This window comes from Sulfitobacter sp. (genome assembly GCF_036961165.1).
Taxonomy (GTDB): domain Bacteria; phylum Pseudomonadota; class Alphaproteobacteria; order Rhodobacterales; family Rhodobacteraceae; genus Sulfitobacter.
The window spans coordinates 14,012-34,903 of sequence record NZ_JBALVJ010000035.1 but is presented as its reverse complement, the minus strand read 5'-3'; the positions used below and the strand labels follow the sequence as shown (position 1 = coordinate 34,903).

The 20,892-nt window shown below is 57.4% G+C and carries 19 protein-coding genes; 10 read left to right on the top strand and 9 right to left on the bottom strand.

Annotated features, from left to right (window positions below; translation table 11 throughout):
• Positions 1-57: 57 nt before the first annotated feature.
• Positions 58-378, bottom strand: coding sequence for a DUF6280 family protein (locus tag V7730_RS14480; protein ID WP_008228933.1), 321 nt, complete (start codon positions 376-378; stop codon positions 58-60).
• 219 nt (positions 379-597) lie between these two features.
• On the opposite strand from V7730_RS14480, the gene efp reads away from it, so the two are divergent.
• Positions 598-1,161 carry an elongation factor P gene (efp, locus tag V7730_RS14475; RefSeq protein ID WP_335748311.1) on the top strand — a complete coding sequence of 188 codons (564 nt, stop codon included), beginning with the start codon at positions 598-600 and terminating at the stop codon, positions 1,159-1,161.
• Between the two features lie 54 nt (positions 1,162-1,215).
• On the opposite strand, the gene ygfZ is transcribed toward efp, so the two are convergent.
• Positions 1,216-1,959: a CAF17-like 4Fe-4S cluster assembly/insertion protein YgfZ gene (gene ygfZ, locus V7730_RS14470; protein ID WP_335748310.1), complete on the bottom strand. Its 744-nt coding sequence runs from the start codon at positions 1,957-1,959 to the stop codon at positions 1,216-1,218.
• A 76-nt stretch (positions 1,960-2,035) separates the two neighbouring features.
• Here ygfZ and V7730_RS14465 point away from each other — a divergent pair, with 76 nt between their 5' ends.
• Positions 2,036-2,713 (top strand): TIGR04283 family arsenosugar biosynthesis glycosyltransferase, encoded by a 678-nt coding sequence (locus V7730_RS14465; protein WP_335748309.1) that lies wholly within the window; start codon positions 2,036-2,038, stop codon positions 2,711-2,713.
• 3 nt (positions 2,714-2,716) lie between these two features.
• On the opposite strand, the gene V7730_RS14460 is transcribed toward V7730_RS14465, so the two are convergent.
• Positions 2,717-4,576, bottom strand: coding sequence for an ABC transporter ATP-binding protein (locus V7730_RS14460; protein WP_335748308.1), 1,860 nt, complete (start codon positions 4,574-4,576; stop codon positions 2,717-2,719).
• A gap of 162 nt (positions 4,577-4,738) precedes the next feature.
• On the opposite strand from V7730_RS14460, the gene V7730_RS14455 reads away from it, so the two are divergent.
• Positions 4,739-5,947, top strand: coding sequence for a pyridoxal-phosphate-dependent aminotransferase family protein (locus V7730_RS14455; protein WP_335748307.1), 1,209 nt, complete (start codon positions 4,739-4,741; stop codon positions 5,945-5,947).
• Here V7730_RS14455 and V7730_RS14450 read toward each other — a convergent pair.
• Both V7730_RS14450 and V7730_RS14445 read right to left on the bottom strand, forming a co-directional pair.
• Positions 5,944-6,120, bottom strand: coding sequence for a hypothetical protein (locus V7730_RS14450; protein ID WP_335748306.1), 177 nt, complete (start codon positions 6,118-6,120; stop codon positions 5,944-5,946). The two genes, V7730_RS14455 and V7730_RS14450, sit on opposite strands and share 4 nt — an antisense overlap.
• Positions 6,121-6,170: 50 nt before the next feature.
• Positions 6,171-7,274 (bottom strand): pyridoxal phosphate-dependent aminotransferase, encoded by a 1,104-nt coding sequence (locus tag V7730_RS14445; RefSeq protein ID WP_335748305.1) that lies wholly within the window; start codon positions 7,272-7,274, stop codon positions 6,171-6,173.
• 98 nt (positions 7,275-7,372) lie between these two features.
• Here V7730_RS14445 and V7730_RS14440 point away from each other — a divergent pair, with 98 nt between their 5' ends.
• Complete coding sequence (locus V7730_RS14440) at positions 7,373-7,540, top strand: twin-arginine translocation signal domain-containing protein (protein WP_335748304.1); 168 nt, start codon at positions 7,373-7,375, stop codon at positions 7,538-7,540.
• A gap of 78 nt (positions 7,541-7,618) precedes the next feature.
• Entirely contained in the window at positions 7,619-8,407 is a 789-nt protein-coding gene (locus tag V7730_RS14435) for a crotonase/enoyl-CoA hydratase family protein (protein WP_335748303.1), read from the top strand.
• Positions 8,408-8,450: 43 nt separating this feature from the next.
• On the opposite strand, the gene V7730_RS14430 is transcribed toward V7730_RS14435, so the two are convergent.
• Together V7730_RS14430 and V7730_RS14425 are read right to left on the bottom strand one after the other, a co-directional pair.
• The gene (locus V7730_RS14430) at positions 8,451-8,780 is read right to left on the bottom strand and encodes a DnaJ family domain-containing protein (RefSeq protein WP_335748302.1); all 330 of its coding nucleotides are present in this window, start codon (positions 8,778-8,780) and stop codon (positions 8,451-8,453) included.
• Positions 8,781-8,788: 8 nt separating this feature from the next.
• Positions 8,789-11,923: a valine--tRNA ligase gene (locus V7730_RS14425; protein ID WP_335748301.1), complete on the bottom strand. Its 3,135-nt coding sequence runs from the start codon at positions 11,921-11,923 to the stop codon at positions 8,789-8,791.
• A gap of 211 nt (positions 11,924-12,134) precedes the next feature.
• On the opposite strand from V7730_RS14425, the gene V7730_RS14420 reads away from it, so the two are divergent.
• The 3 genes from V7730_RS14420 to V7730_RS14410 are packed head-to-tail and all read left to right on the top strand — an operon-like array spanning position 12,135 to position 15,912.
• Complete coding sequence (locus tag V7730_RS14420) at positions 12,135-14,432, top strand: xanthine dehydrogenase family protein molybdopterin-binding subunit (RefSeq protein WP_335748300.1); 2,298 nt, start codon at positions 12,135-12,137, stop codon at positions 14,430-14,432.
• Between the two features lie 19 nt (positions 14,433-14,451).
• Positions 14,452-15,483, top strand: coding sequence for a DUF2235 domain-containing protein (locus tag V7730_RS14415; protein WP_335748299.1), 1,032 nt, complete (start codon positions 14,452-14,454; stop codon positions 15,481-15,483).
• Positions 15,484-15,531: 48 nt separating this feature from the next.
• Positions 15,532-15,912 carry a hypothetical protein gene (locus V7730_RS14410; RefSeq protein WP_335748298.1) on the top strand — a complete coding sequence of 127 codons (381 nt, stop codon included), beginning with the start codon at positions 15,532-15,534 and terminating at the stop codon, positions 15,910-15,912.
• Between the two features lie 3 nt (positions 15,913-15,915).
• Here the strand turns inward: V7730_RS14410 and V7730_RS14405 are convergent, their stop codons facing one another.
• Together V7730_RS14405 and metF are read right to left on the bottom strand one after the other, a co-directional pair.
• Entirely contained in the window at positions 15,916-16,398 is a 483-nt protein-coding gene (locus V7730_RS14405) for a PaaI family thioesterase (RefSeq protein WP_335748297.1), read from the bottom strand.
• 62 nt (positions 16,399-16,460) lie between these two features.
• Positions 16,461-17,327 carry a methylenetetrahydrofolate reductase [NAD(P)H] gene (gene metF, locus V7730_RS14400; protein ID WP_335748296.1) on the bottom strand — a complete coding sequence of 289 codons (867 nt, stop codon included), beginning with the start codon at positions 17,325-17,327 and terminating at the stop codon, positions 16,461-16,463.
• Positions 17,328-17,433: 106 nt separating this feature from the next.
• Between metF and V7730_RS14395 the strand changes: the two genes are divergently transcribed.
• Positions 17,434-18,339, top strand: a complete 906-nt coding sequence (locus V7730_RS14395; protein WP_335748295.1) for a LysR family transcriptional regulator — start codon at positions 17,434-17,436, stop codon at positions 18,337-18,339.
• Positions 18,340-19,250: 911 nt separating this feature from the next.
• Positions 19,251-20,495 carry an adenylate/guanylate cyclase domain-containing protein gene (locus V7730_RS14390; RefSeq protein ID WP_335748294.1) on the top strand — a complete coding sequence of 415 codons (1,245 nt, stop codon included), beginning with the start codon at positions 19,251-19,253 and terminating at the stop codon, positions 20,493-20,495.
• The last annotated feature ends 397 nt before the right edge of the window (positions 20,496-20,892 follow it).

Sequence of the window (20,892 nt, the reverse complement as noted above, 5' to 3'; positions counted from 1 at the left end):
GACGAAAAAAAACGCAGCCCGAAAGCTGCGTCTTTTTTTAATCAAACCGTAAGTCGCTTATGCGGCTTCGGCCTGCTGTGCTGCATTGCGGCGCTCGGATTCTTCGCGCGACAGGGCTACGGAAGTTCGTACACCTTTTCCGACAAAATCCATCAGGCCGGTTACAACACGTTCGTTCGGGTCGATCCCAGCGCAGCTGAGAACTTCACGACCATCGCGCGAACGCGCCCAACGGGCGATCTGCTCGGGGCCGTTACCATATTTCTTGTCATCTGCGATTGCATCATCGAGAGCAGCCAGTACTACGGCTGCAAAAAGTTTACGGGCACGGTTGCCTTGTTCGTTATTAAAAGCTGTGCCATCAACGAAATCTTTCAACTCGTCGTCCTCCCTTTATTCTTGCTCTTGTCATTTTCGGCGTTCGCCTCTTCTGACAGATTAAGAGTGATTCGGATACCCCGTTTTCGCATAGCTGCTATGTTCAATTTGCATGGCTTTGTATGCGTGATGAACTAAACTGGGCAGCTTGCTTGTGCATTGTACTCAAGATATAGGGCGGGTCATGATTTGATCAACCTTTTGTCAGAGTTTTGCCACATGCCCAAAATCAACGGAAATGAGATTCGTCCAGGAAACGTACTGGAACATAACGGCGGTTTGTGGGCGGCGGTAAAAGTCGACCACGTCAAACCGGGTAAAGGCGGTGCCTTCGCCCAAGTCGAGATGAAGAACCTGCGTAACGGCTCCAAGCTGAACGAACGCTTCCGCAGCGCCGACAAAGTAGAGCGCGTGCGTCTTGAGCAAAAAGACCAGCAGTTTCTCTATGAGGACGACGGCATGCTGGTGCTGATGGATACAGACACCTACGAGCAGGTGCAGCTTGCTGCCGATTTGCTGGGTGAGCGCCGCCCGTTCTTGCAGGACGGCATGATGATCGTGGTCGAATACCACGAGGCTGAGGCGATCAACGCCGCGTTGCCGCAGAAGGTTACTTGTAAGGTTGTTGAGACGGAGCCAGTGGTCAAAGGCCAGACAGCTGCAAACTCGTTCAAGCCTGCCATCCTAGATAACGGTGTGAAAGTCTCTGTTCCGCCCTTCGTCGGGCAAGATGAAGATATCATCGTGAACACCGAGACAATGGAATACGTTGAACGCGCCTAATGCGTCCGTATTGTCGAAATTCAAAACGCAGCCTTTCGGGGCTGCGTTTTTCGTTCAGGTCATACGTTTTACGTCTGCGCCATCCGCCAGCATAGCACCTTTGGCGCGGTCAAAACGCAGATAGGCCAAAGCTTCGTCACCGGCGCGAGTCAGCAAAGTACCTGCCGGTTTGCCTTCTGCCGTTATCTCGGTGCCAGTGGGGGCGGGGCCTGTGACGTGAACCTTGGCCAACCCTTTGCGCAGCTCCGTCTTATGTTTCATGCGCGCGGTCACTTCTTGACCTACGTAGCAACCTTTGCGGAAATCGACACCGTTTAGATGCTCGAACCCCATTTCCAGAATGAAACTGTCCGGCGTCAGCTCGACCCCGCTTTGCGGGATGAGGTTGGCAACATAAAGCGCGTTCCAATCGGTAGTGTCATCCTCTTGCGGCGCATCGCGATATGTGCGCCAGCCAAGATCTGCGTTTCTCGGATCGCGCAGCGCATCTGCAGGGGCCGGACCCGTTCCGCGGTGCAGGTGAAGATTGGTCTCAGCGATCGAGACATCTGCCCGCAGCTTGTACATCGTGAGGCGTTGGATAAGCATAGCGGCCTGATCTGCATCCGCATCCAGCAGAACCGCATCGCCATCAGCCTTGAGAAAAAAATCTGCCATGTATTTGCCTTGTGGGGTCAAGATCGCGGCATAGACCAATTCCGCATCAATGCGGCCGATATCATTGGTGATCAGACCCTGCAGGAAGCTACGGGTGTCTGCGCCACTTAGGCTCAGGATGCGACGGGAAGATGCGGTCATCGGGGTGTCCTTCTGATGTTGGGTTACATATAACAATTCTGGCTCCGCTTTACAGGGGCGTGACGGGGAGAACGCGATGCCGGCGCAAATTTCAGTGGTGGTACCCACTCTCAATGCCGAGCCCGCGCTTGGCCCCTGCTTTGGTGCGCTGATGGAAGGGCTTGAACTTGGCCTTATCCGCGAGCTGATAGTGAGTGACGGAGGTTCCGAAGACTCCACCAGCGCTCTGGCCCAAGCTTGGGGAGCAGAGGTGCTGCATGGCCCCGCCTCTCGCGGTGGTCAGCTGCAGCGCGGTGTTGTGGCAGCGCGTGGCGAATGGCTGCTAATCCTCCATGCGGACACTGTATTGCGTGCGGGCTGGACGGAGGCAGTGCGCAAACATCTCGAACACCCGCAAGCAGCAGGCTGGTTCCGGCTGTCATTTGATCAAAGCGGGATTGCGGCGGCAATCGTGGCCAGCTGGGCAAACCTGCGTAGCAAGCTTGGGCTGCCTTACGGCGATCAGGGGCTGCTGATACACCGTGATCTTTATCATGCTGTGGGCGGCTTTCCCGATCAACCGCTGATGGAGGATGTCGCACTGGCGCGCGCGCTGCGCGGCAAGCTGGTAGCGCTGGATGCTGTAGCGGTGACCTCTGCTGCAAAATACCGGCGGCAGGGGTGGCTGCGCCGAGGCGGACTTAACCTATGGACGTTGTTGCGCTACGCGACAGGCACCCCGCCAGAGCGGTTGGCGCGGGCCTACAACCGCTAGATATCAGCTTCCAAAAAAGTGCTGGCCGATGCGTTGGAGCAGGTTTGGTTGTTGTTCCGGAAGAGGTGCGTCACGGCGACCAAGAATGCCGCGCCGACGGTCGGATACGGTTTTGCCATCCCTGAATTGAAGCCGGTAGAGATCGGCATAGATGCCGCCACGGGCCAACAGCTCCTCATGGGTGCCCTGATCAACGGCGCGGCCACGGTCCATCACGATAATCTTATCCGCGTTGCGGATGGTGCTGAGGCGGTGCGCGATGACCAGCGTTGTACGGCCCTCTGACAGGCTGTCCAATGCGTCCTGCACCACCTGCTCGGATTGCACGTCCAGCGCGCTCGTTGCTTCGTCCAGCAGCAAAATCGGCGTGTCACGCAGCAGCGCCCGCGCGATCACCACGCGCTGGCGTTGACCACCCGATAAGGCAGAGCCTCGCGGCCCCACATGCGTATCCAGTCCATTTTCAAGCTGTGGCAGAAAGTCAGAGACGAAGGCCGCATCAAGCACCTGTTTAAGCCGCTCTTCGCTAACATCGGTGCGGCCCAGAACAATATTCTCGCGCAAGGTCTCGTCAAACAACAACGCTTCTTGGCTGACCACAGAGAAGAGCGTGCGCAGATCGGGAATTGCCATCTCGGTTGTGGCGACGCCACCAACGCGGACGTGGCCGCTTGTCGGGTCAAGCAGGCGGGTCAGAAGGTTGAAGATCGTAGATTTGCCCGCACCGGATGCCCCGACTAACGCGGTCGTTTGTCCCGCCTGGGCCGTGAGTGACAGGCCATGCAGCACTTCGGTATCGCCAAAGGACAAGGTCACGTCTTCAAGCGTGATATCGGCATCCACTCGCGGCGCGGCTTTCGGTTTTTCTGGCGATGTCAGGCGCAGAGGCGCGTCCATCAATTCCTTGATCCGCTCTAGGGCTGCTGCCGCAACCTGCCACTGGCCACTAATCGATCCAAGACGGCGCAGCGGATTGAAGGTAAAACCCATCGCCGTGAAGAAAGTCATGAACTCGCCAATTGTCTTGTCGCCCGAGATGATCTCGGACCCGCCATAGAGGATGACAGCCATGAACCCGATGCCCGAAATAATGTCGATCATCGCAGGGATGGCGGAGCTGCCAAAGGCTGTGCGCACCTCGGTTGAGACGAACTGCTTTGTGATGTCGCGGTACTGACGCGCCTGGTAGCTTTCCAGCGCGTTAAGCTTGATCTGAACGATGCCATGAAAGACTTCGTCCAGACGGGTAGAAAGTGAAGCGCCCAGATCGCGGGCTTCGCGTGCGCGGCGCCGCACAAAACGTTGTGCAAAGGCGGCGGGCAGCACCATTACCGGAATACCAATGCAAGCCAGCAGCGCCCATACCGGATCAATCGAAATCGCCACTCCCAACAGCACCAGAAGACCAATAAAATCACGCCCTGCGCCGGTGATGATCGCGCGCCAGACGTCGCCCACAGCGTTCACGTCAGATTGGACACGCTGGACCAGAAAGCCCGGCGGGTGGGTTTGGTGAAACGCACCGTCCTGCTGCATCATGCGATCCAGCAGATCAATGCGCATATCCGCGGCAGAGCGTTGGGCGATCCGCGTTAACAGTACCTTTTGCGCAACGCCGGAAATGGCGCGCAACACGAAAATCCCCATCAGCACAAGGCCGACGATCAATAGCCAAGATTGCTCTCCTGCCACAAAGACGCGGTCGAACATCGGTTCCATCAGCTTGGCCATTGCGCCAAGGGTGGACCCTTCTATCACCATGAAAAATACAGCCAGTGCCAGCTTGCCCAAGTGGCGGCGCAGATAGTCATGCCAAAGCCAGCGCATTAATGCGCCCGAAGTATAGGTCTGTCCGCTGCTCATGGGTGTTCCGGCTTTCTGGCTTGGGCGATTGCACGTCCGCCAAGCCTTAATCGTCGCAGGGTGGAGGAGCAAGCAAGAGCCGCAATTGACGGCCCGCGCGCGATGGCTATGGTTTCCGCAGAAACTGGTGGTTTAGCCGCCTGATATACAGGAAAAAGACATATGACACATCGGCCAAACCTGTCCCACGGTCGCGGATATCTTGCCATTCCGGGCCCGTCAGTGATGCCGGATGCAGTTTTGCAGGCCATGCACCGCCCCGCGCCTAACATTTATGCAGGTGAGCTAGTCGACATGATGCCGGGGTTGATGGCTGATCTCAAACGGGTGGCCCGCACAGAGCATTACGCTTCTATTTATATTGGCAATGGCCATGCCGCTTGGGAAGCGGCGCTGAGCAATGTCGTTGCACCCGGAGATCACGTTCTGGTGCCTGCCACGGGGCGGTTTGGCCACGGCTGGGGCGATGTGGCAACCGGTCTGGGCGCGCACGCGCAGGTAATCGATTTCGGTAACGCATCGCCCATGGATTTGGAGCGGATTGCGCAGGCGCTGGCTGAAGACAAGGACCACCGCATCAAGGCAGTGCTGGCGGTGCATGTGGACACGTCAAGCTCTGTGCTGAATGATATCAAGGGGGTACGTGACGCTCTGGATGCAGCCGGGCACCCGGCGCTACTGATGGCGGATTGCATTGCCTCGCTGGGCTGTGACCGTTTTGAGATGGACGATTGGGGTGTCGATGTCATGGTCACGGGCTGCCAGAAGGGGTTGATGGTGCCGCCCGGGTGCAGCTTTGTTTTCTTCAATGATCGCGCGCAATCAGTACGCGATGCGATGCCTCGTGTGAGCCGCTATTGGGACTGGACGCCGCGCAGTACCGCCACCGAATTCTGGCAGTACTTCAACGGGACTGCGCCGACCCACCACCTTTACGGTCTGCGCGTGGCGCTGGATATGATCCATGACGAAGGGATCGAGCAGGTCTGGGCGCGTCACGGCGTTCTGGCGCGTGCGGTCTGGGCGGCCTGTGACGCGTGGGCCGAAGGCGGTGATCTGCGGCTGAATATCTCTGATCCCGCGTGCCGGAGCACGGCTGTGACCTCGCTGCGCCTCGGTCGCAACGGCGGTACCCGTCTTCGCGACTGGGTCGAAACGGAGCTGGGTCTGACGCTGGGCATCGGCCTTGGCATGGCAGAGCCGGGTGACCCCGCACGGGACGCATATTTCAGGTTGGGGCATATGGGCCATGTGAACGGTCAGATGATTATGGGGTTGCTGGGCGGCATGCAGGCAGGGATGCATAATCTAGGTATCGCTCACGGACGCGGGGCGCTGGATGCCGCAGCAGAGGTGATCAGCGGGGCCTAACCGCGCCGCGCCTCAACATAGCTGATCGCGCGGTTGACGCACCATCCGGTGGCGGCCACGGCGATCAGCCCCCATAGGGACCAGAGCACCACGAAAATCCATGCGATATTGACGCCGAACATCACAATACATGCTTTGGTGAAGTCAGGTGCACTGCCTCTTGCGTTGTTCATCTGCTACCTCTTGAGCTGAGACACCAAAGTTAGCGCGCAAACTCGTTACGTCAGCCTTTTTCTGCGTTGGCCAGCGCGCCGGGCAAGGCTGCGGCCAGTACATCCAGCATCTCGGGTGTGCCGCAGCTGATGCGGATGCAGCGGTTTTGTGGTGCAACGAATGGCATGCGCACAAAGATGCCGCGCGTGATCAGCCCGTCTAGGACGGCCTTGGCAAACGTACTGTCGCGGCCGCAGTCTATGGTCACAAAATTCGCTGCCGAGGGCAGAGGCATGAGGCCGTTGTCCTGAGCGATCTGTGCTATCCGCGTGCGGGCTTGCGCGATCTGCTGCTGAATATTCTTCAGGTAAGTCTGATCTCCAAGAGCCGCTAAAGCACCGGCCTGCGCCGCGCGGTTCATGCCGAAATGGTTGCGAACCTTGTGGAAAGACTCGATCAGGTCTGGGTGCCCGATGGCATAGCCCACACGCGCGCCAGCCAGCCCGTAGACCTTGGAGAACGTGCGCATCCGCACCACGCGCGGATCATCTGCTGGCAGCGGAAGAGCCGTCCCTTCGGGCGCGCACTCCACGTAGGCTTCGTCGAGAACCAACAGTGTGCTTTCGGGCAATAATTCCATCGCAGCCGCAATATAGGCACCGCGATGATGGCTGCCCATCGGATTGTCAGGATTGGCCAGATATACCAGCTTGGCGTCCACTTCGGCAGCCTTGGCAAAAAGACTTGCAGGGTCTTCGTGGTCATTCACATAGGGAACCGTATGCAGTGTGCCACCAAATCCGGCCACATGGTAATTGAAGGTCGGGTATGCGCCCGCCGAGGTGACAACCGCATCACCGCTTTGCACCGTGAGCCGCACCAGATAGCCCAAAAGCCCGTCGATACCTTCGCCGACCATAATACTGGCAGGCGTGCAGCGATGATGCGCGGCAAGTGCGGTGCGCAAATCATGGCTCTCCGGGTCGCCGTACATCCATTGCGGGGTCTCTGCCATTGCCTGCACGGCACGGGGCGAGGGGCCAAAGACGTTCTCGTTTGCCCCCAGTCGTGCATCGAACGCCTGACCTCGCACGCGTTCTTGGTTTTCCGGCCCGACGAAAGGGACTGTTGCGGGCAACGATTGGGCGAGCGGGGTGAGGCGTACATGTGTCATGAAGCTCAGTTAATGCAGGGCCTACGGGGAGGGCAAGCCTTGTAAATGCATCAATTTCTAGATATATAAGAATGGTTCTCATAAATGAGAGGCTGACCATGGCCAAACTCACACGACGTGGTTTTATCGGAACGGCAGCAGCCGCAGGGGCACTGCGTGGTGCAGGGGTTTCAGTAGCGCGGCCGCAAATGCGCCGCATCCTAACGCTGGTCTATGACAAGAGCCTTGGTATGATGCGCGCGGTCGAACGGCTTGTCCCGAAGTAAGTAAGTGCCGCCACGTTTTTGTGGCAGGTAGGGCAGGCATCTGTTTGGCTATGCGCAAAGCATACCGGAGGAAAGCCCATGTCCCGCGTTTCAGTTACCTACAAAGACCACATTGCCCACGTGCGCCTGACCCGCGCGGATAAAATGAACGCAGTGGATCAGGATATGATCAGCGCCATCATTGCGGCGGGCGAGGAGGTTGCTGCCTCAAAAGCGCGCGCCGTGATCGTATCGGGCGAGGGCAAGGCGTTTTGCGCAGGTATCGATATTTCCGGCCTTTCCGGCATGATCGGCAAAAATCCTGCCGAGTTGTTGATGCCGCGCACCCATGGCGATGGTACTACAAATCAGTGGCAAGAAGTGGCGATGATATGGTCGCGGATGGACATTCCTGTGATCGCCGCGGTGCATGGCGTGTGCTTCGGCGCGGGCCTTCAGATCGCACTGGGCGCGGATATTCGTATTGCTTCACCGGATGCGCAGTTTGCTGTGATGGAAATGAAGTGGGGCATCTTGCCTGATATGGGTGGCATGGTTTTGCTACCGAAACTGGTGCGCACGGATGTGCTACGCAAGCTGACCTACACAGCGGCGCCGATCAGCGCCGAGCAGGCAGAGCGTTGGGGTCTGGTGACAGAATTGGCTGACGATCCGTTTGCCGCAGCACAGACTTTGGCCGAGACGATTGCGGGCAAAAGCCCGTCCGCTATCTGTGCGGCGAAGCGTTTGATTGCGGTGGCCGAAACCGCAGATGCAAAGACCGTGCTGGATGCAGAATCGCGTGAGCAGGTGGATCTGCTTGGTAAACCACATCAAATGGAAGTTATTGCCGCAAGCTTTGCCAAGCGCCCAGCCGTCTTCGACTAACGAATGCGTTGCGGGGCAGGGGCAAACCCTGCCGCTGCGTAGCTTAGCGCAGGAATTTGCGGCGCGCTTCTACGGCGATATTGTAGCGCAACTCAAGGCTGCTGACCGTTGCCATCTGCTTGGCACGGACCTCTTCGGTCTTGAGGGTTGCGTAGATTTTGAGCGCGGCATCCAGCTCTTTGCGGATCGCGAATTCTTCCGGCACCACGCCCGCTTCAGCCATGATCCGCATCCCGGTTGAGAGGGCGGCTTGCTCGCCCGTCTCGATCGCTTGTTCGGGAAGCGGTTTGCCTTCCCCCCTCAGCCCAGACAGAACGCCAGAGGCACGGGCCTTGGCGATCTGGGATTCAATGAGGCGGGCAAAACTACGCATTCCTTAGTTTAGCCGATTTCTGCCAGCCGGTCCAAAGCGGCCTGCAATTGGCCCGCCTCTTCCTGCCGAGCGGCCAGACTGGCTTGGGCTTCCTCAACAACTTCCGGCGGGGCGGAGGCCGCGAATTTGGGGTTGTTTAAACGCCCGTTCAGACCACCAATTTCCTTGGCCAGCTTATCGAGCGATTTTTGCAGGCGGGCTTTTTCCTCTGCAATGTCGATCAAGCCTTCAAGGGGCAGACCAAAGGTCGCGCCAGCTGCAGCAATGGCCACGGTGCCTTTCGGGAAGCCATCCGCCTTTTCAAGGCTGTCCACCCGTGCAAGGCGCTTGATCATCGTCTCGTTGTTGTCCCAAGCGGCCTGCGCAGCGGCATCCATGCCTGTCACTATCATTGGCACTTTGAGGCCCGCGGGCACATGCATCTGGGCACGCGCAGAGCGGATGTTTTCGATCAATGAGATTACCCAGTTCAGTTCGCGGTCGGCAGCTTCGTCCATTAGATCGGCCGTGGTGTATGTGGGCCAGTCAGCATGGATAAGCTGTTTGCCGCGTGTGGCGGTCTCGCCCCAAAGCTCTTCGGTGATGAAGGGCATGATGGGGTGCAGCAGGATCAGACATTGATCTAGCACCCAAGCCATTGTTTCGCGCGTCTCAGTCGCGACAGGGCCTTTGCCGTCATCGTCTTGCAACAGTGGCTTGGACAGCTCTACGTACCAGTCACAGACCTTGCCCCACACAAAAGCATAGAGAGCGCTGGCGGCATCATTAAAACGGTAGGTGTCGAGGGCGGCATCGACTTCTTCGCGCACCCGTGCGGTTTCACCGATGATCCATTTGTTAAGCGTTGCTTTGGGCGCGGGCATAGCTGCGGGTGTGTCCTGGAACACGCCATTCATTTCGGCGAAACGGTGCGCGTTCCAGATTTTGGTCCCGAAATTGCGGTAACCTGCAATCCGTGCCGCATCCAGTTTCAGCGCTCCACCAAGCGACGCCATCGCCGCATTGGTAAATCGCAGCGCATCCGCACCGTATTCGTCAATGATCTCAAGCGGATCAATCACATTACCTACAGATTTCGACATCTTCTTGCCCTTGGCATCGCGCACGAGGCCGTGAAGGTAGACTGTATCGAAGGGGATTTTGCCCGTAGTATCGAGCTGCATCATCATCATCCGCGCCACCCAGAAGAACAGGATGTCTTGACCGGTGATCAGATCGGAGGTCGGGAAGTACTTGTTCAGCGCGTCCGTCTCTTCAGGCCAGCCAAGCGTACCGATGGGCCAGAGGCCAGAAGAGAACCACGTGTCGAGCACGTCGGGATCACGCCAGACGGGGAAGACGATTTCGGTCGGGTCCTGGCTGAAGGAGTATTTGCCAAGGCTCTCGGACAGTGCGTGCATCGCTTCGGCGCGGGTCGACACTTCGATCACGCGCGCATGGTTGAGCGGCGTGGGCAGGGCAGCGGTGAAATCACTAAAACCGTCACTGGCCGCGTCAAAGTTGGCCGCACATTGCACGTGATCGCCGCCTTCAGGCAGGGATTGATCCATCAAAAGGCGCGAGATTTCGACGAGATCCATCGCTCCGTCGCCTTCGTCATCGACATAGCCGGCAGCTTTGAGGTCCAGACCGTACCAAACCGGGATTTGGTGGCCCCACCAAAGCTGGCGCGAGATGCACCAAGGCTCGATGTTGTCGAGCCAGTTGTAGTACACTTTCTCGCCGCTCTCGGGCATGATTTTCACATCGCCATTGCGGACCGCATCAAGGGCGGGGCCAACGATCTGGTCGGTGTCCACGAACCACTGATCGGTCAGCGTCGGCTCGATCACAACCTTGGAACGGTCACCAAAGGGCTGCATGATCGGTTTGTTTTCGACGTAAGGGATGAAGGCGGGCTCTTCGCCGTCCTCGTCGCCCGCTTTGGGGTTTGGCACCATTACGGCGAGGCCTTCGGCGTTGATGTCAGCCACAACGCGTTTGCGCGCTTCGAACCGGTCGAGACCGCGGTATTCTTCTGGCACAAGGTTCATCGCGGCGATAATCGCCTCGTCGAATTCCTGCTCGCCATTGGCGATGGCTTGGGCAACCGCGGCTTCTTCGGCGTAGGGGCGACCGTCAGCGCGCATGGCGGCTTTGGTGTCCATCAGGCTATAGAGCGGGATGCCACCGCGCTTTGCGACTTGGTAGTCGTTGAAGTCATGCGCACCGGTGATTTTCACTGCGCCTGAGCCGAATTCCTTGTCAGGATATTCGTCTGTGATGATCGGGATCAGGCGGCGATGCTCTTTGGGGCCAACAGGGATTTCGCAGAGTTTGCCTACGATTGGCGCGTAACGCTCATCTGAGGGGTGAACGGCGACAGCGCCATCGCCAAGCATCGTTTCAGGACGCGTGGTGGCGATGGCGATATAATCGCGCGTCTCGCGGAGGGTCTCGTTCCCGTCCTCGTCTTTTTCGATGTACTCATACGTGGCGCCACCCGCGAGCGGGTATTTGAAGTGCCACATGTGGCCGGGGACTTCGATGTTTTCCACTTCGAGATCAGAGATCGCCGTCTCGAAGCGCGGGTCCCAGTTTACAAGGCGTTTGCCGCGATAGATTTTGCCCTCGTTGTACATCTGTACGAAGACTTTGATCACGGCGTCATGGAAATTGGGAGAATTTTCGTGACCAAAACGGGTGTCACCGGGGGCGCCCGACATGGTGAAAGCGTTGCGCGACCAGTCACACGAGGATCCGAGGCGTTTGAGTTGGCCTACAATGGTGTCGGCGGTCTGCTCTTTATAGGCCCATGCTTGTTCTAGGAATTCCGTGCGGGTGAGATCAGTGCGTTTGATGCCTTCTTTGGCGAGCTGGTTTTCCACTGCCAATTGAAGGGCGATGCCTGCGTGGTCCTGGCCAGGCTGCCAGAGCGTGTCGAAGCCGCGCATGCGGTGCCAGCGCGTCAGGATATCCTGAAGCGTGTTGTTGAAGGCGTGGCCCACGTGCAGGGAGCCGTTAACGTTGGGCGGCGGGATCATGACGCAGTAGGTCTCGTCGCGGCTGGCGTTTGCGCCTGCTTTAAAAGCGCCGGCCTGTTCCCAAGCGGCGTAGAGGCGTGCTTCGGCCTCGGTTGCGTCGAAGTTTTTTTCCAGTGCCATGATGGTGGCTCCCGTCTTGTGCATTTGACTTTGATGTAACGGAGGACGGGCCAAAGGGGAAGGGTGTGCGGCGCTCCTGCGGGCCTTTGGCCGCAGAACGCCCCGCCCGCCCTCCCGCAGGGCGTTGATACGTGACGACATCACTAGACAACCGGTGCAGGACCGCTAAGTTTCCCCTCAATGAATGGGACGACCACCGAGGAGTAAGGTCATGGAAAAATTCGGCAAAAGCCAACCGATCAAACGGGTTGAAGATGTGCGCTTCCTGACTGGCGCTGGGCGGTACGTGGATGATATCGCGCCCAAGGAGGCATTACATGCTTTTGTGTTCCGTTCGTCGGTGGCGCATGGGTTGATCACAGAGCTGGATGTGAGCGACGCTGCGACCGCCGACGGTGTGCATCTTGTGTTTACCTGCGCGGACATGGAAGCCGCAGGGGTGAATATCGCCATTGGTGGTGCGATCCTGAAAAACCGTGACGGCAGCGATGGAGCTTCTCCGCTGCGGCCAATGTTGGCCAAAGGTAAAGTACGTTTTGTCGGTGAACCTGTGGCGATGGTTGTGGCTGACACCTATGAGCAGGCGCGCGATGCAGCCGAGCTGATAATGTTTGAAGTGGACGAACTGCCTGCCGCCATGGCGATGGCGCGTGGCGGTGAGACGCTTCACGAAGAATCGGTAGACAATTGCGCCTTTGACTGGGGCATGGGCGACGAGCAAGCCACCGAAGCTGCGTTCAAGTCGGCAGCCAAGACTGTAGAGCTTGAGGTCGGCGACAACCGCATCATCGTCAACTCGATCGAGCCCCGCGGCTGTTTTGCCGAATGGGACGGGACGCGTCTGCATCTGGCCAACAACGGGCAGGGGGTCTGGGTTCACAAGGGCAATCTGGTGAAGGCTTTTGGTCTGGACGAAAGCGCTGTGCGCGTGACCAACCCTGATACTGGTGGTGCCTTCGGAATGAAGGCGATGGCTTACCCTGAGCATTTCCTTGTTAGCCACGCAGCCCGCGCATTGGGCAAGCCTGTGCGCTGGATGTCAGAGCGTACCGAAGCGATGCTCAGCGATAACGGCGGACGGGATCTTGTCTCGGTGGCTGAGCTGGCCTTTGACGAGAACAATAAGATCACTGCATATCGTGTGCGGACCAAGTGTAATCTGGGCGCCTATAACAGCCAGTTTGGCCAGCCGATCCAGACGACTTTGTTTTCCCGGGTGCTGATGGGTGTCTATGATGTGCAGACCACGTGGTTGCAAGTGGAGGGCTACTACACCAACACCGTACAGGTCGATGCCTACCGCGGGGCAGGCCGGCCAGAGGCGATTTATGTGTTGGAGCGTGTCATGGACCGCGCCGCGCGTGAGCTGGGCGTGGACCCGTGGGAGCTGCGCCGGATCAACTTTATCAAGCCTGACCAATTCCCTTATGCGACTGCCACGGGCGAGACGTATGACGTGGGTGATTTCAACAAGGTGCTTACCCGCGGTGCGAGCCAAGCGGATGCGGCCGGTTTTGCAGCGCGTCGCAAAGCGGATGCTGCAAAAGGTCTGCTGCGCGGTCAGGGCGTGTGTTACTATATCGAAAGCATCTTGGGCGATCCAAGCGAGGGAGCGAAGGTCAACTTCCTTGAGGACGGCACTGTTGAAATTCTAGTGGGGACGCAATCGGGCGGGCAGGGGCATGAAACCGTCTATGCCACGTTCCTGAGCGACCAGACAGGCATCCCGCCAGAAAACATCCGCGTTATTCAGGGTGACAGTGACCTCATTGCCAAGGGCGGTGGTACCGGCGGCTCCCGCTCTGTAACAACGCAGAACAACGCGACATTGGCGACAGTGGACAAGTTGGTTGATGCCTTCACAGCCTTCCTGTCAGAAGAGATGGGCGTACCGGCCTCCGAGATCAGCTTTGATGATGACCGCTTCCGTGCCGAGGGTTCCAACCTGACGCCGACCATGCTGGAAGTGGCCGATATGGCGCGCGACAAGGGGCGCGATGATCTGATGACTCATCACGAACGCGCGACACTGCCTGCGCGCAGTTTCCCCAACGGGGTGCATGTTTGCGAGGTGGTGATAGATCCCGAAACTGGTATCGTCACAACAGACCGCTACACGGTGGTTGATGACTTTGGTAATCTTATCAACCCGTTACTGGCAGAGGGGCAGGTGCACGGCGGTGTGGTCCAAGGTATCGGGCAAGCCCTGCAGGAACGTGTTGTCTACGATGAAGACGGCCAGCTGCTCACAGCATCGTTTATGGACTATGCGATGCCACGTGCGATGGATGTTCCATACATTTCGTTTACCAGTGAGCCTGTACCCTCGACGGCGAACATCATGGGTATGAAGGGCTGCGGCGAGGCTGGCACAGTCGGCGCACTGGCCGCGGTCTCGAATGCGGTGCAGGATGCGCTGTGGGATCACGGGGTGCGGCAGGCGGATATGCCCTTCACACCGCACAAGGTTTGGGAGTTGCTGCAAGGTGAGGCCATCGCTGCAGAGTGAACATAAAGACACGTTTCTGATGCGGCTTTTTGGCCGCCTCTGGCGCCGTCCGCCAACCGATTTCGGGCCGCGGCGCGGTCAACAGATTCATCTCGTTATTCTTGATGGCACAATGTCGACCCTTGATCCGGGGTGCGAGACGAACGCAGGGCTTACTTACCATCTGACGCAGGAAATGCGCAGTCAGATATCGGTATATTATGAACCGGGATTGCAATGGGATGACTGGTTATCTTTGCGCGACGTAATTGTCGGGCGCGGTATCAACCGGCAGATCAAGCGGGCGTACGGCTATCTTGCGTCGCGCTACCATCCCGGTGACCAGATATTTTTGATGGGCTATTCGCGTGGCGCCTATGCTGTGCGCTCTCTGGCGGGGGTGATTGCCCGCGTTGGTTTGCTCACCCAAGAGCACGCGACAGAGCGAAACGTCAGGCAGGTCTACAGGCTGTATGAGCGCAGGCTTCAAGGCAAAGCGGCGCACGCCTTCAGCAAGGCCTATTGCCACGATGAAGTGCCGATCGAGATGGTCGGCGTCTGGGATACAGTGAAATCACTCGGCATCAACGCGCCTGGTCTATGGCGGCTGAGTGCAGCGCGACATGCCTTCCACAGTCATGAGCTAAGCGCGTGTGTAAAACGCGGCTGTCATGCGCTGGCGCTAAACGAGAACCGCGTCGTTTACAGCCCGGTGATGTGGGAGTGCAATGACGAGCGGCCCGATCAGGTCCGACAGGTATGGTTCCGTGGCAGCCACGGAGACGTGGGCGGCCAGCTTGGTGGACGTGATTTTGCAAGGCCACTTTCCAACATACCGTTGGTCTGGATGCTGGAGCAGGCTCAGGGGATGGGGTTGCCCATGCCTGATCGCTGGCAACAACGTTTTCAGCAAGACCCCACGGCGCGCTCCATCGGCACTTGGGCGGGGTGGGGCAAGGTGTTTATCCTGAGACGCAAGCGAGTGGTCGGGGCGGACCCGTCAGAGCGCTTGCATGAAACTGTTGATGAAGTGTCCAGTCGAAAACCCGCATTTGCCGCTGCTGGGTCATAGATTCGCCGTTTGAAGGGAGTACGGCTTGGCCGACTTTCAAGGGGATATATGATCATGCGGACCTTTGGTTTTTTTGCGCTTACAGTGGCATTGGTTTGTGCAACGCCCTTGCAGGCGCAGCCTGTCAGCTGGGGCATGGCACAATGCAGTGCGCTGATGGATGTGATGGAGGATCACGTCTCCGGCCAGCCGCAAAAGGGCTATCTGGCGCATGCTGCCGAGGCCATGTTTGTGGCCGCCGAGACGCAATCGCGCGTCGACGGCCGCAATCCGGACGAGTTGACCCGCGTTCATGCCGATAAACACGATGATTGGGTCGCCATGGGCTATACTATGGCGTTCAAGGCTGAATTCCGTGACTGGATCGATTTTTGTCGGTCACTGGCGCGTTCATACGATGTGCCGCTTGATGCAAGCATGTTGCATTAAGGCTTAGCCTATCTTCATCACAATACAGGTCGTTGATCCGGTGGCATAAAGCTTGCCATCTTCCACGCCCCTGATCTCTCCGTGTGATACGCCGGTTGAACGGCCAACGTGGTCGGCCACGCCGATGCAGTCGACGGCCATGCCCAGCGGGATCGAGCGCAGGATATTCACCTTGTATTCGAGCGTCGTATAGACCGATCCGCGCGGTACCAGTGTCATCACAGCGCAAGCCATCGCACTGTCGAGCAGCGTGCCGTACCAACCACCGTGCACGGTGCCCATTGGGTTGGTTACGTTGAATTCCGGCGTGCCGCGAAAGACGCAGCGGCCTGCCTCGACGCTATGCAAGCGGTAGCCCATCGTCCCGCCGATAGGGGGGCCGGAGTTGGAGCCGTCCAGAATTTTCTGCATGAATTCAAGCCCGGACAGCTTAAGTGCTTCGGACTGGCTCAGAAGTTCATCGGGTGAGGAGGCAAGGCGTGGCATGGGCAGCTCCGGCTAAAAAAATTTGCTCAGCCTAGAGCCGCCAAATGCTGTGGCGCAAGGTGTTACGCCACGTTCAAAAGGGTCGATTGCGGTGTCACACCCAACGCGCGGCAAACATCGCGGGTCAGATCAGGACGGTTGAGCGTGTAGAAGTGGAGCGCATCCACGCCTTCTTCCACCAGTTCGCTGCACAATTCAGTGCAAAGCGAGGTCGATAGCAGCTCGGTCCGGCCATCACGCTCTGCCGCGCGGTAAGCTTCGTCCATCCACGCGGGGATTGTGGTGCCACAGGCTGTGGCGAACTTGCGGGCAGAGGTCCAGTTGGTGATCGGCAGGATGCCCGGCACAATGGGCTTGTCGATACCCGCTGCTGCACATTGATCGCGGAAGCGCAGGAAGCTTTCGGCCTCAAAGAAGAACTGCGTGATCGCCTCATCCGCACCAGCATCAAACTTACGCTTTAAGTACTGGATATTGGCGTGCTGGCTCACCGCGTCGGGGTGGGATTCTGGGTAGGCGCCGACACGGATGGTGAATTTGTCCAGCAGGGCCAGTGCCTCGATCAGCTCAACAGAGTTGGCAAAGCCTTCGGGGTGAGGGGTAAAGCGGGTGTCACCTTGTTGCGGATCGCCGCGCAGGGCAACGATATCCGTGACGCCTGCTGCGTGGAATTTCTCGGCCACTTCCATTGTTTCAGCCACGCTGGCACCAACACATGTTAGGTGTGCTGAGACGGGGAGGCCGGAGGTGCGGTGCAGCACGGCGGCGGAATCGTGTGTCAGATCACGGGTGGTGCCGCCGGCGCCATAGGTGACAGAGAAAAACCGTGGCGCAAGTGGGGCGAGCGCCTGCGCTGTGTCCCAGAGTTTGAATGCGGCATCGACGGATTTCGGCGGGAAGACCTCGAAAGAAACGGCTGGGGTTGTCATGGCTGGCATCCTTATTGATTTCACCTCTTGTCGCATAGCGTGTCATATGAGACAAATTCATAACTTTCATCATCAACATGAGTTCCACCTCATAAGGTATTTTTCAATGCACATCGAGTTTCGCCACCTGCGCACCATCCAAGCCATCCACCGTGCAGGCGGTTTGGCGCGGGCCGCTGAGATGATGAATATCACCCAGTCCGCGCTGAGCCATCAGGTCAAAGGGCTTGAGGATCAGGCAGGGGTCGAGCTGTTCGTGCGCCGCTCCAAACCGCTGAAACTGTCGCCCGCAGGCCAACGACTGCTCAAACTGGCAGAGCAGGTTTTGCCCCAGGTCGCGGCCCTGCAAGATGAATTCAGCGGTTTGCGCGATGGCAGTACTGGACGGATGCACATCGCAATCGAATGTCACGCCTGTTTTGAATGGCTGTTTCCGGTGCTTGAGCAGTTCCGCCGCAGCTTTAGCGATGTGGACGTGGACATCCGCCCCGGTTTGGCCTTTGACGCGCTGCCAGCGTTGCTGCGCGAAGAGGTGGATCTGGTGGTCTCTTCCGATCCCGAAGAGATTGCAGGCGTCGAGTTTATCGAATTGTTCGATTACAAGGCGGTCTTTGTGGCTGCCAGCACCCATCCGCTTGCCCAGAAACCCTTTATCGAAGCAGAGGACTTTCGCGGTCAGACCCTGATCACCTATCCGGTAGAGCGGTCGCGTCTGGACGTGTTCAGCCAGCTTTTGATTCCGGCCAAGGTTGAGCCTGCTGTGATCCGGCAGGTAGAGCTTACGGCGGTGATCTTGCTGCTGGTCGCTTCTAATCGTGGGGTGTCGGTGTTGCCCGACTGGGTGGTGCGAGAGGTGAAATACTCCTCTGACTACGTCACGCGGCCACTGACCGAGAAGGGCATCACCCGCAGGCTCTATGCCGCGATCCGGTCGGATGACCGCGAAAAGCCCTTCATGCAAGAGCTATTGGAATTGGCGGGTAAAGAGGCGCGCAAGTTGCAGTCGGTGTGAGACGAAGTGGTTGGTTTTCCGCTTTGCAAACTTCGCTGCCATTCGCTGTGGATACACCAACAGCAGCTTTTACAGCGTATTTATTCGGAGTAAGGAAAATTACCCATATCCTCCGCAATCGACCTTGAGATTGTCAGAACTTTCTTGTCGGTCGTTGAGGCCGCAGTTTGAAATCAGCCGCTGTGTAGATGAACAAAACGCCTACCGCTGTCAGTGAACAAATCAAACGGCTTGAGGATACTCTCGGTAACGGGTCCCGGAGCGCAGAAATCAAGGAACATCCCGTTTGGTTGTGTTGGGCAAGATTGAATTTTGCGAAACCAACTACTGGCAGGGTTAGCGACATTGGATGACGCACATAACCTCGTTCTCAATTCCGCGGCGGGTGCGTCCCGTTACCAGGCGGTTGAGGCTGATTTTTGCCAAGCTTTTCTACCGGTCTCGATCTCAGATGGGCTTGTATGGTCAAAGTCGATCACGACATTTTCCCTAATTCTAACCATTTTTTGCTCATTACTGGTTCGGATTCTGACCCGACTATGCTGAGTGAAACTCGGATAGCTTTGGGCGAACTTTGCGCGATTGAGGGCAAATCCTAGTAGATAATTTGAGGTAATCTATGTCCGTTTTGGGCCGTTTGTGTCATGCTGAGTCCAGAGCTGTTCAGCGAAGGTTGTAGCTGCGCAATGGCCCAGCTCGCTGCACTGCCGAAAGTAGGGCCGCATTTTCCGGCTACTATCTGTCAGTTTCGGTACTATCATTGTCGTTTTGCTCAGCGGATCCTTTTTCGATACGTTAGAGGACGCAAAAACATGTCTGTGGGGCTTGACCCAATCCGCCTGTAACGTTGTCTGAAAAAGATAGAAATCAAATTTTCCGTCAGTATAAAAACCAGAAAGCCTGTACCTGGAATGCCAAACAATAATCCAAACTACGACGCGGTCGAAGACCCAAGGATAGGTGGACTTTCGGCTTGGCTGGTTCAGGAGGGGATTCTCGGCAGTCCTCAAATCGATATGCTTGAAGCATATTGCCAGAAGCTTGTGGCGCTGGGCGCACCCCTAATTAGAGCCCATGTTACGATGAACGCGCTGCACCCAGTTTATGGCGGCGTTGGCTTTGATTGGCTTAATAGTGCAGGCTCGGTGCGGCATGAGTATGAACACGCTAACCAATCCGGTGACGTTTGGCGTGTCAGTCCTTTTTATTACATGCTGTCCCATGGGTTGTCGAACTATCGTGAACGGCTTTGCGAAACGAACGACCCCAGTCGCTTCGCCTTGCTAAACGAGATGAAGGCCGTGGGGGCGACTGACTATTTTGCTGCCGCCGTTGCATTTAGCGGATGGGAAGAAGGAACCCCTGTGGCATTAGAAGATGGAATTGAGGGGGTAATGATGTCCTGGATGTCTCATGCCGCCGAAGGTTTTTCAGAACAGGATATCGGTCTGATCAGGGCTACCTTTCCGGTACTGTGCCTTGCCCTAAAATCTGGATCGAACCGGAAAATGGCAGAGGATCTTTTGGGGGTCTATTTGGGGCGCGACGCCGGTCAGCGAGTGCTCTCAGGGGAAATTCAGCGCGGCTCATCTCATTGGATTGACGCAGTAATTTGTTATTTTGATCTGGCGGACTTTACGAGCATGTCTCAGCAGATCGAGGGCGAAGCTTTACTTGCGCTGCTTAACGACTATTTCGGCACGGTTGTAGAACAGATCGAGGCAAATGGTGGAAATGTTCTGAAGTTCATGGGCGATGGATTGCTGGCGATCTTTGACCGGCACCATCTTTCCGACGCCCCACAGCGTGCTCTGAGAATGACAGAGGCGCTGGAACATGAAATGGCTAACTGCAGTCAGGCGCGCGCAGCCAATGGTTTGCCGACGCTGGAGTACACAATGGCGGTCCATGCTGGACCAGTTCTTTATGGCAACATGGGCGGCGACGAGCGCCTGGATTTCACTGTGATCGGCCCGGAAGTGAATCTGGCGGCCCGGATTTCAGCGATGCACCGATCTTTGGGGCAGCGCATTGTAATTTCAGAAGCGGTTGCCCGAGATGTGTCCTATACCGAGTTCGGCCTTATTTCTTTGGGGCGTTACATGTTGCGTGGCGTCGACCAACCGCAAGAATTATTCACCATTTTTAGGGACTGAGTGCCAAAGGCGATTAACCGCAGCCATGGGCCGGCCGTGTCAGCCCCAAACCGCCTGCTTGTCCATTGAATACCGCAGTGCGGAAGGTTGCTCGGAGCCCTTTGGAGGCATGGTTTTGGTGCGGGAAGCCAGTGTAATACGGGGTGATTTAGCAGTTCGTGACACAGAACGTCGGTAGCTTAACGTAATCAATGGTGAAGCTGTGCTGACTTATGGTCAGATCGCAGACGACGAAGGAATTGCGCGAACACAAGTATTGCAGACCGGGATGCAAGGGCCTGACAGTAGCCATGCCGCATTCCCCTGTGAAAGATTTATTGCTTATCTCGCAGGGTCCTGGGGGTGAGGAAGTGCACAACCGCCGAATGTTTCATCCTTTTGAGAAGGTTGAAACAAT

Bases quoted from the DNA above. Each gene is read 5' to 3' on its own strand.
- efp (WP_335748311.1), top strand. From the start codon at position 598: ATGCCCAAAATCAACGGAAATGAGATTCGTCCAGGAAACGTACTGGAA.
- ygfZ (WP_335748310.1), bottom strand. From the start codon at position 1,959: ATGACCGCATCTTCCCGTCGCATCCTGAGCCTAAGTGGCGCAGACACC.
- V7730_RS14465 (WP_335748309.1), top strand. From the start codon at position 2,036: ATGCCGGCGCAAATTTCAGTGGTGGTACCCACTCTCAATGCCGAGCCC.
- V7730_RS14460 (WP_335748308.1), bottom strand. From the start codon at position 4,576: ATGAGCAGCGGACAGACCTATACTTCGGGCGCATTAATGCGCTGGCTT.
- V7730_RS14455 (WP_335748307.1), top strand. From the start codon at position 4,739: ATGACACATCGGCCAAACCTGTCCCACGGTCGCGGATATCTTGCCATT.
- V7730_RS14450 (WP_335748306.1), bottom strand. From the start codon at position 6,120: ATGAACAACGCAAGAGGCAGTGCACCTGACTTCACCAAAGCATGTATT.
- V7730_RS14445 (WP_335748305.1), bottom strand. From the start codon at position 7,274: ATGACACATGTACGCCTCACCCCGCTCGCCCAATCGTTGCCCGCAACA.
- V7730_RS14440 (WP_335748304.1), top strand. From the start codon at position 7,373: ATGGCCAAACTCACACGACGTGGTTTTATCGGAACGGCAGCAGCCGCA.
- V7730_RS14435 (WP_335748303.1), top strand. From the start codon at position 7,619: ATGTCCCGCGTTTCAGTTACCTACAAAGACCACATTGCCCACGTGCGC.
- V7730_RS14430 (WP_335748302.1), bottom strand. From the start codon at position 8,780: ATGCGTAGTTTTGCCCGCCTCATTGAATCCCAGATCGCCAAGGCCCGT.
- V7730_RS14425 (WP_335748301.1), bottom strand. From the start codon at position 11,923: ATGGCACTGGAAAAAAACTTCGACGCAACCGAGGCCGAAGCACGCCTC.
- V7730_RS14420 (WP_335748300.1), top strand. From the start codon at position 12,135: ATGGAAAAATTCGGCAAAAGCCAACCGATCAAACGGGTTGAAGATGTG.
- V7730_RS14415 (WP_335748299.1), top strand. From the start codon at position 14,452: ATGCGGCTTTTTGGCCGCCTCTGGCGCCGTCCGCCAACCGATTTCGGG.
- V7730_RS14410 (WP_335748298.1), top strand. From the start codon at position 15,532: ATGATCATGCGGACCTTTGGTTTTTTTGCGCTTACAGTGGCATTGGTT.
- V7730_RS14405 (WP_335748297.1), bottom strand. From the start codon at position 16,398: ATGCCACGCCTTGCCTCCTCACCCGATGAACTTCTGAGCCAGTCCGAA.
- metF (WP_335748296.1), bottom strand. From the start codon at position 17,327: ATGACAACCCCAGCCGTTTCTTTCGAGGTCTTCCCGCCGAAATCCGTC.
- V7730_RS14395 (WP_335748295.1), top strand. From the start codon at position 17,434: ATGCACATCGAGTTTCGCCACCTGCGCACCATCCAAGCCATCCACCGT.
- V7730_RS14390 (WP_335748294.1), top strand. From the start codon at position 19,251: ATGCCAAACAATAATCCAAACTACGACGCGGTCGAAGACCCAAGGATA.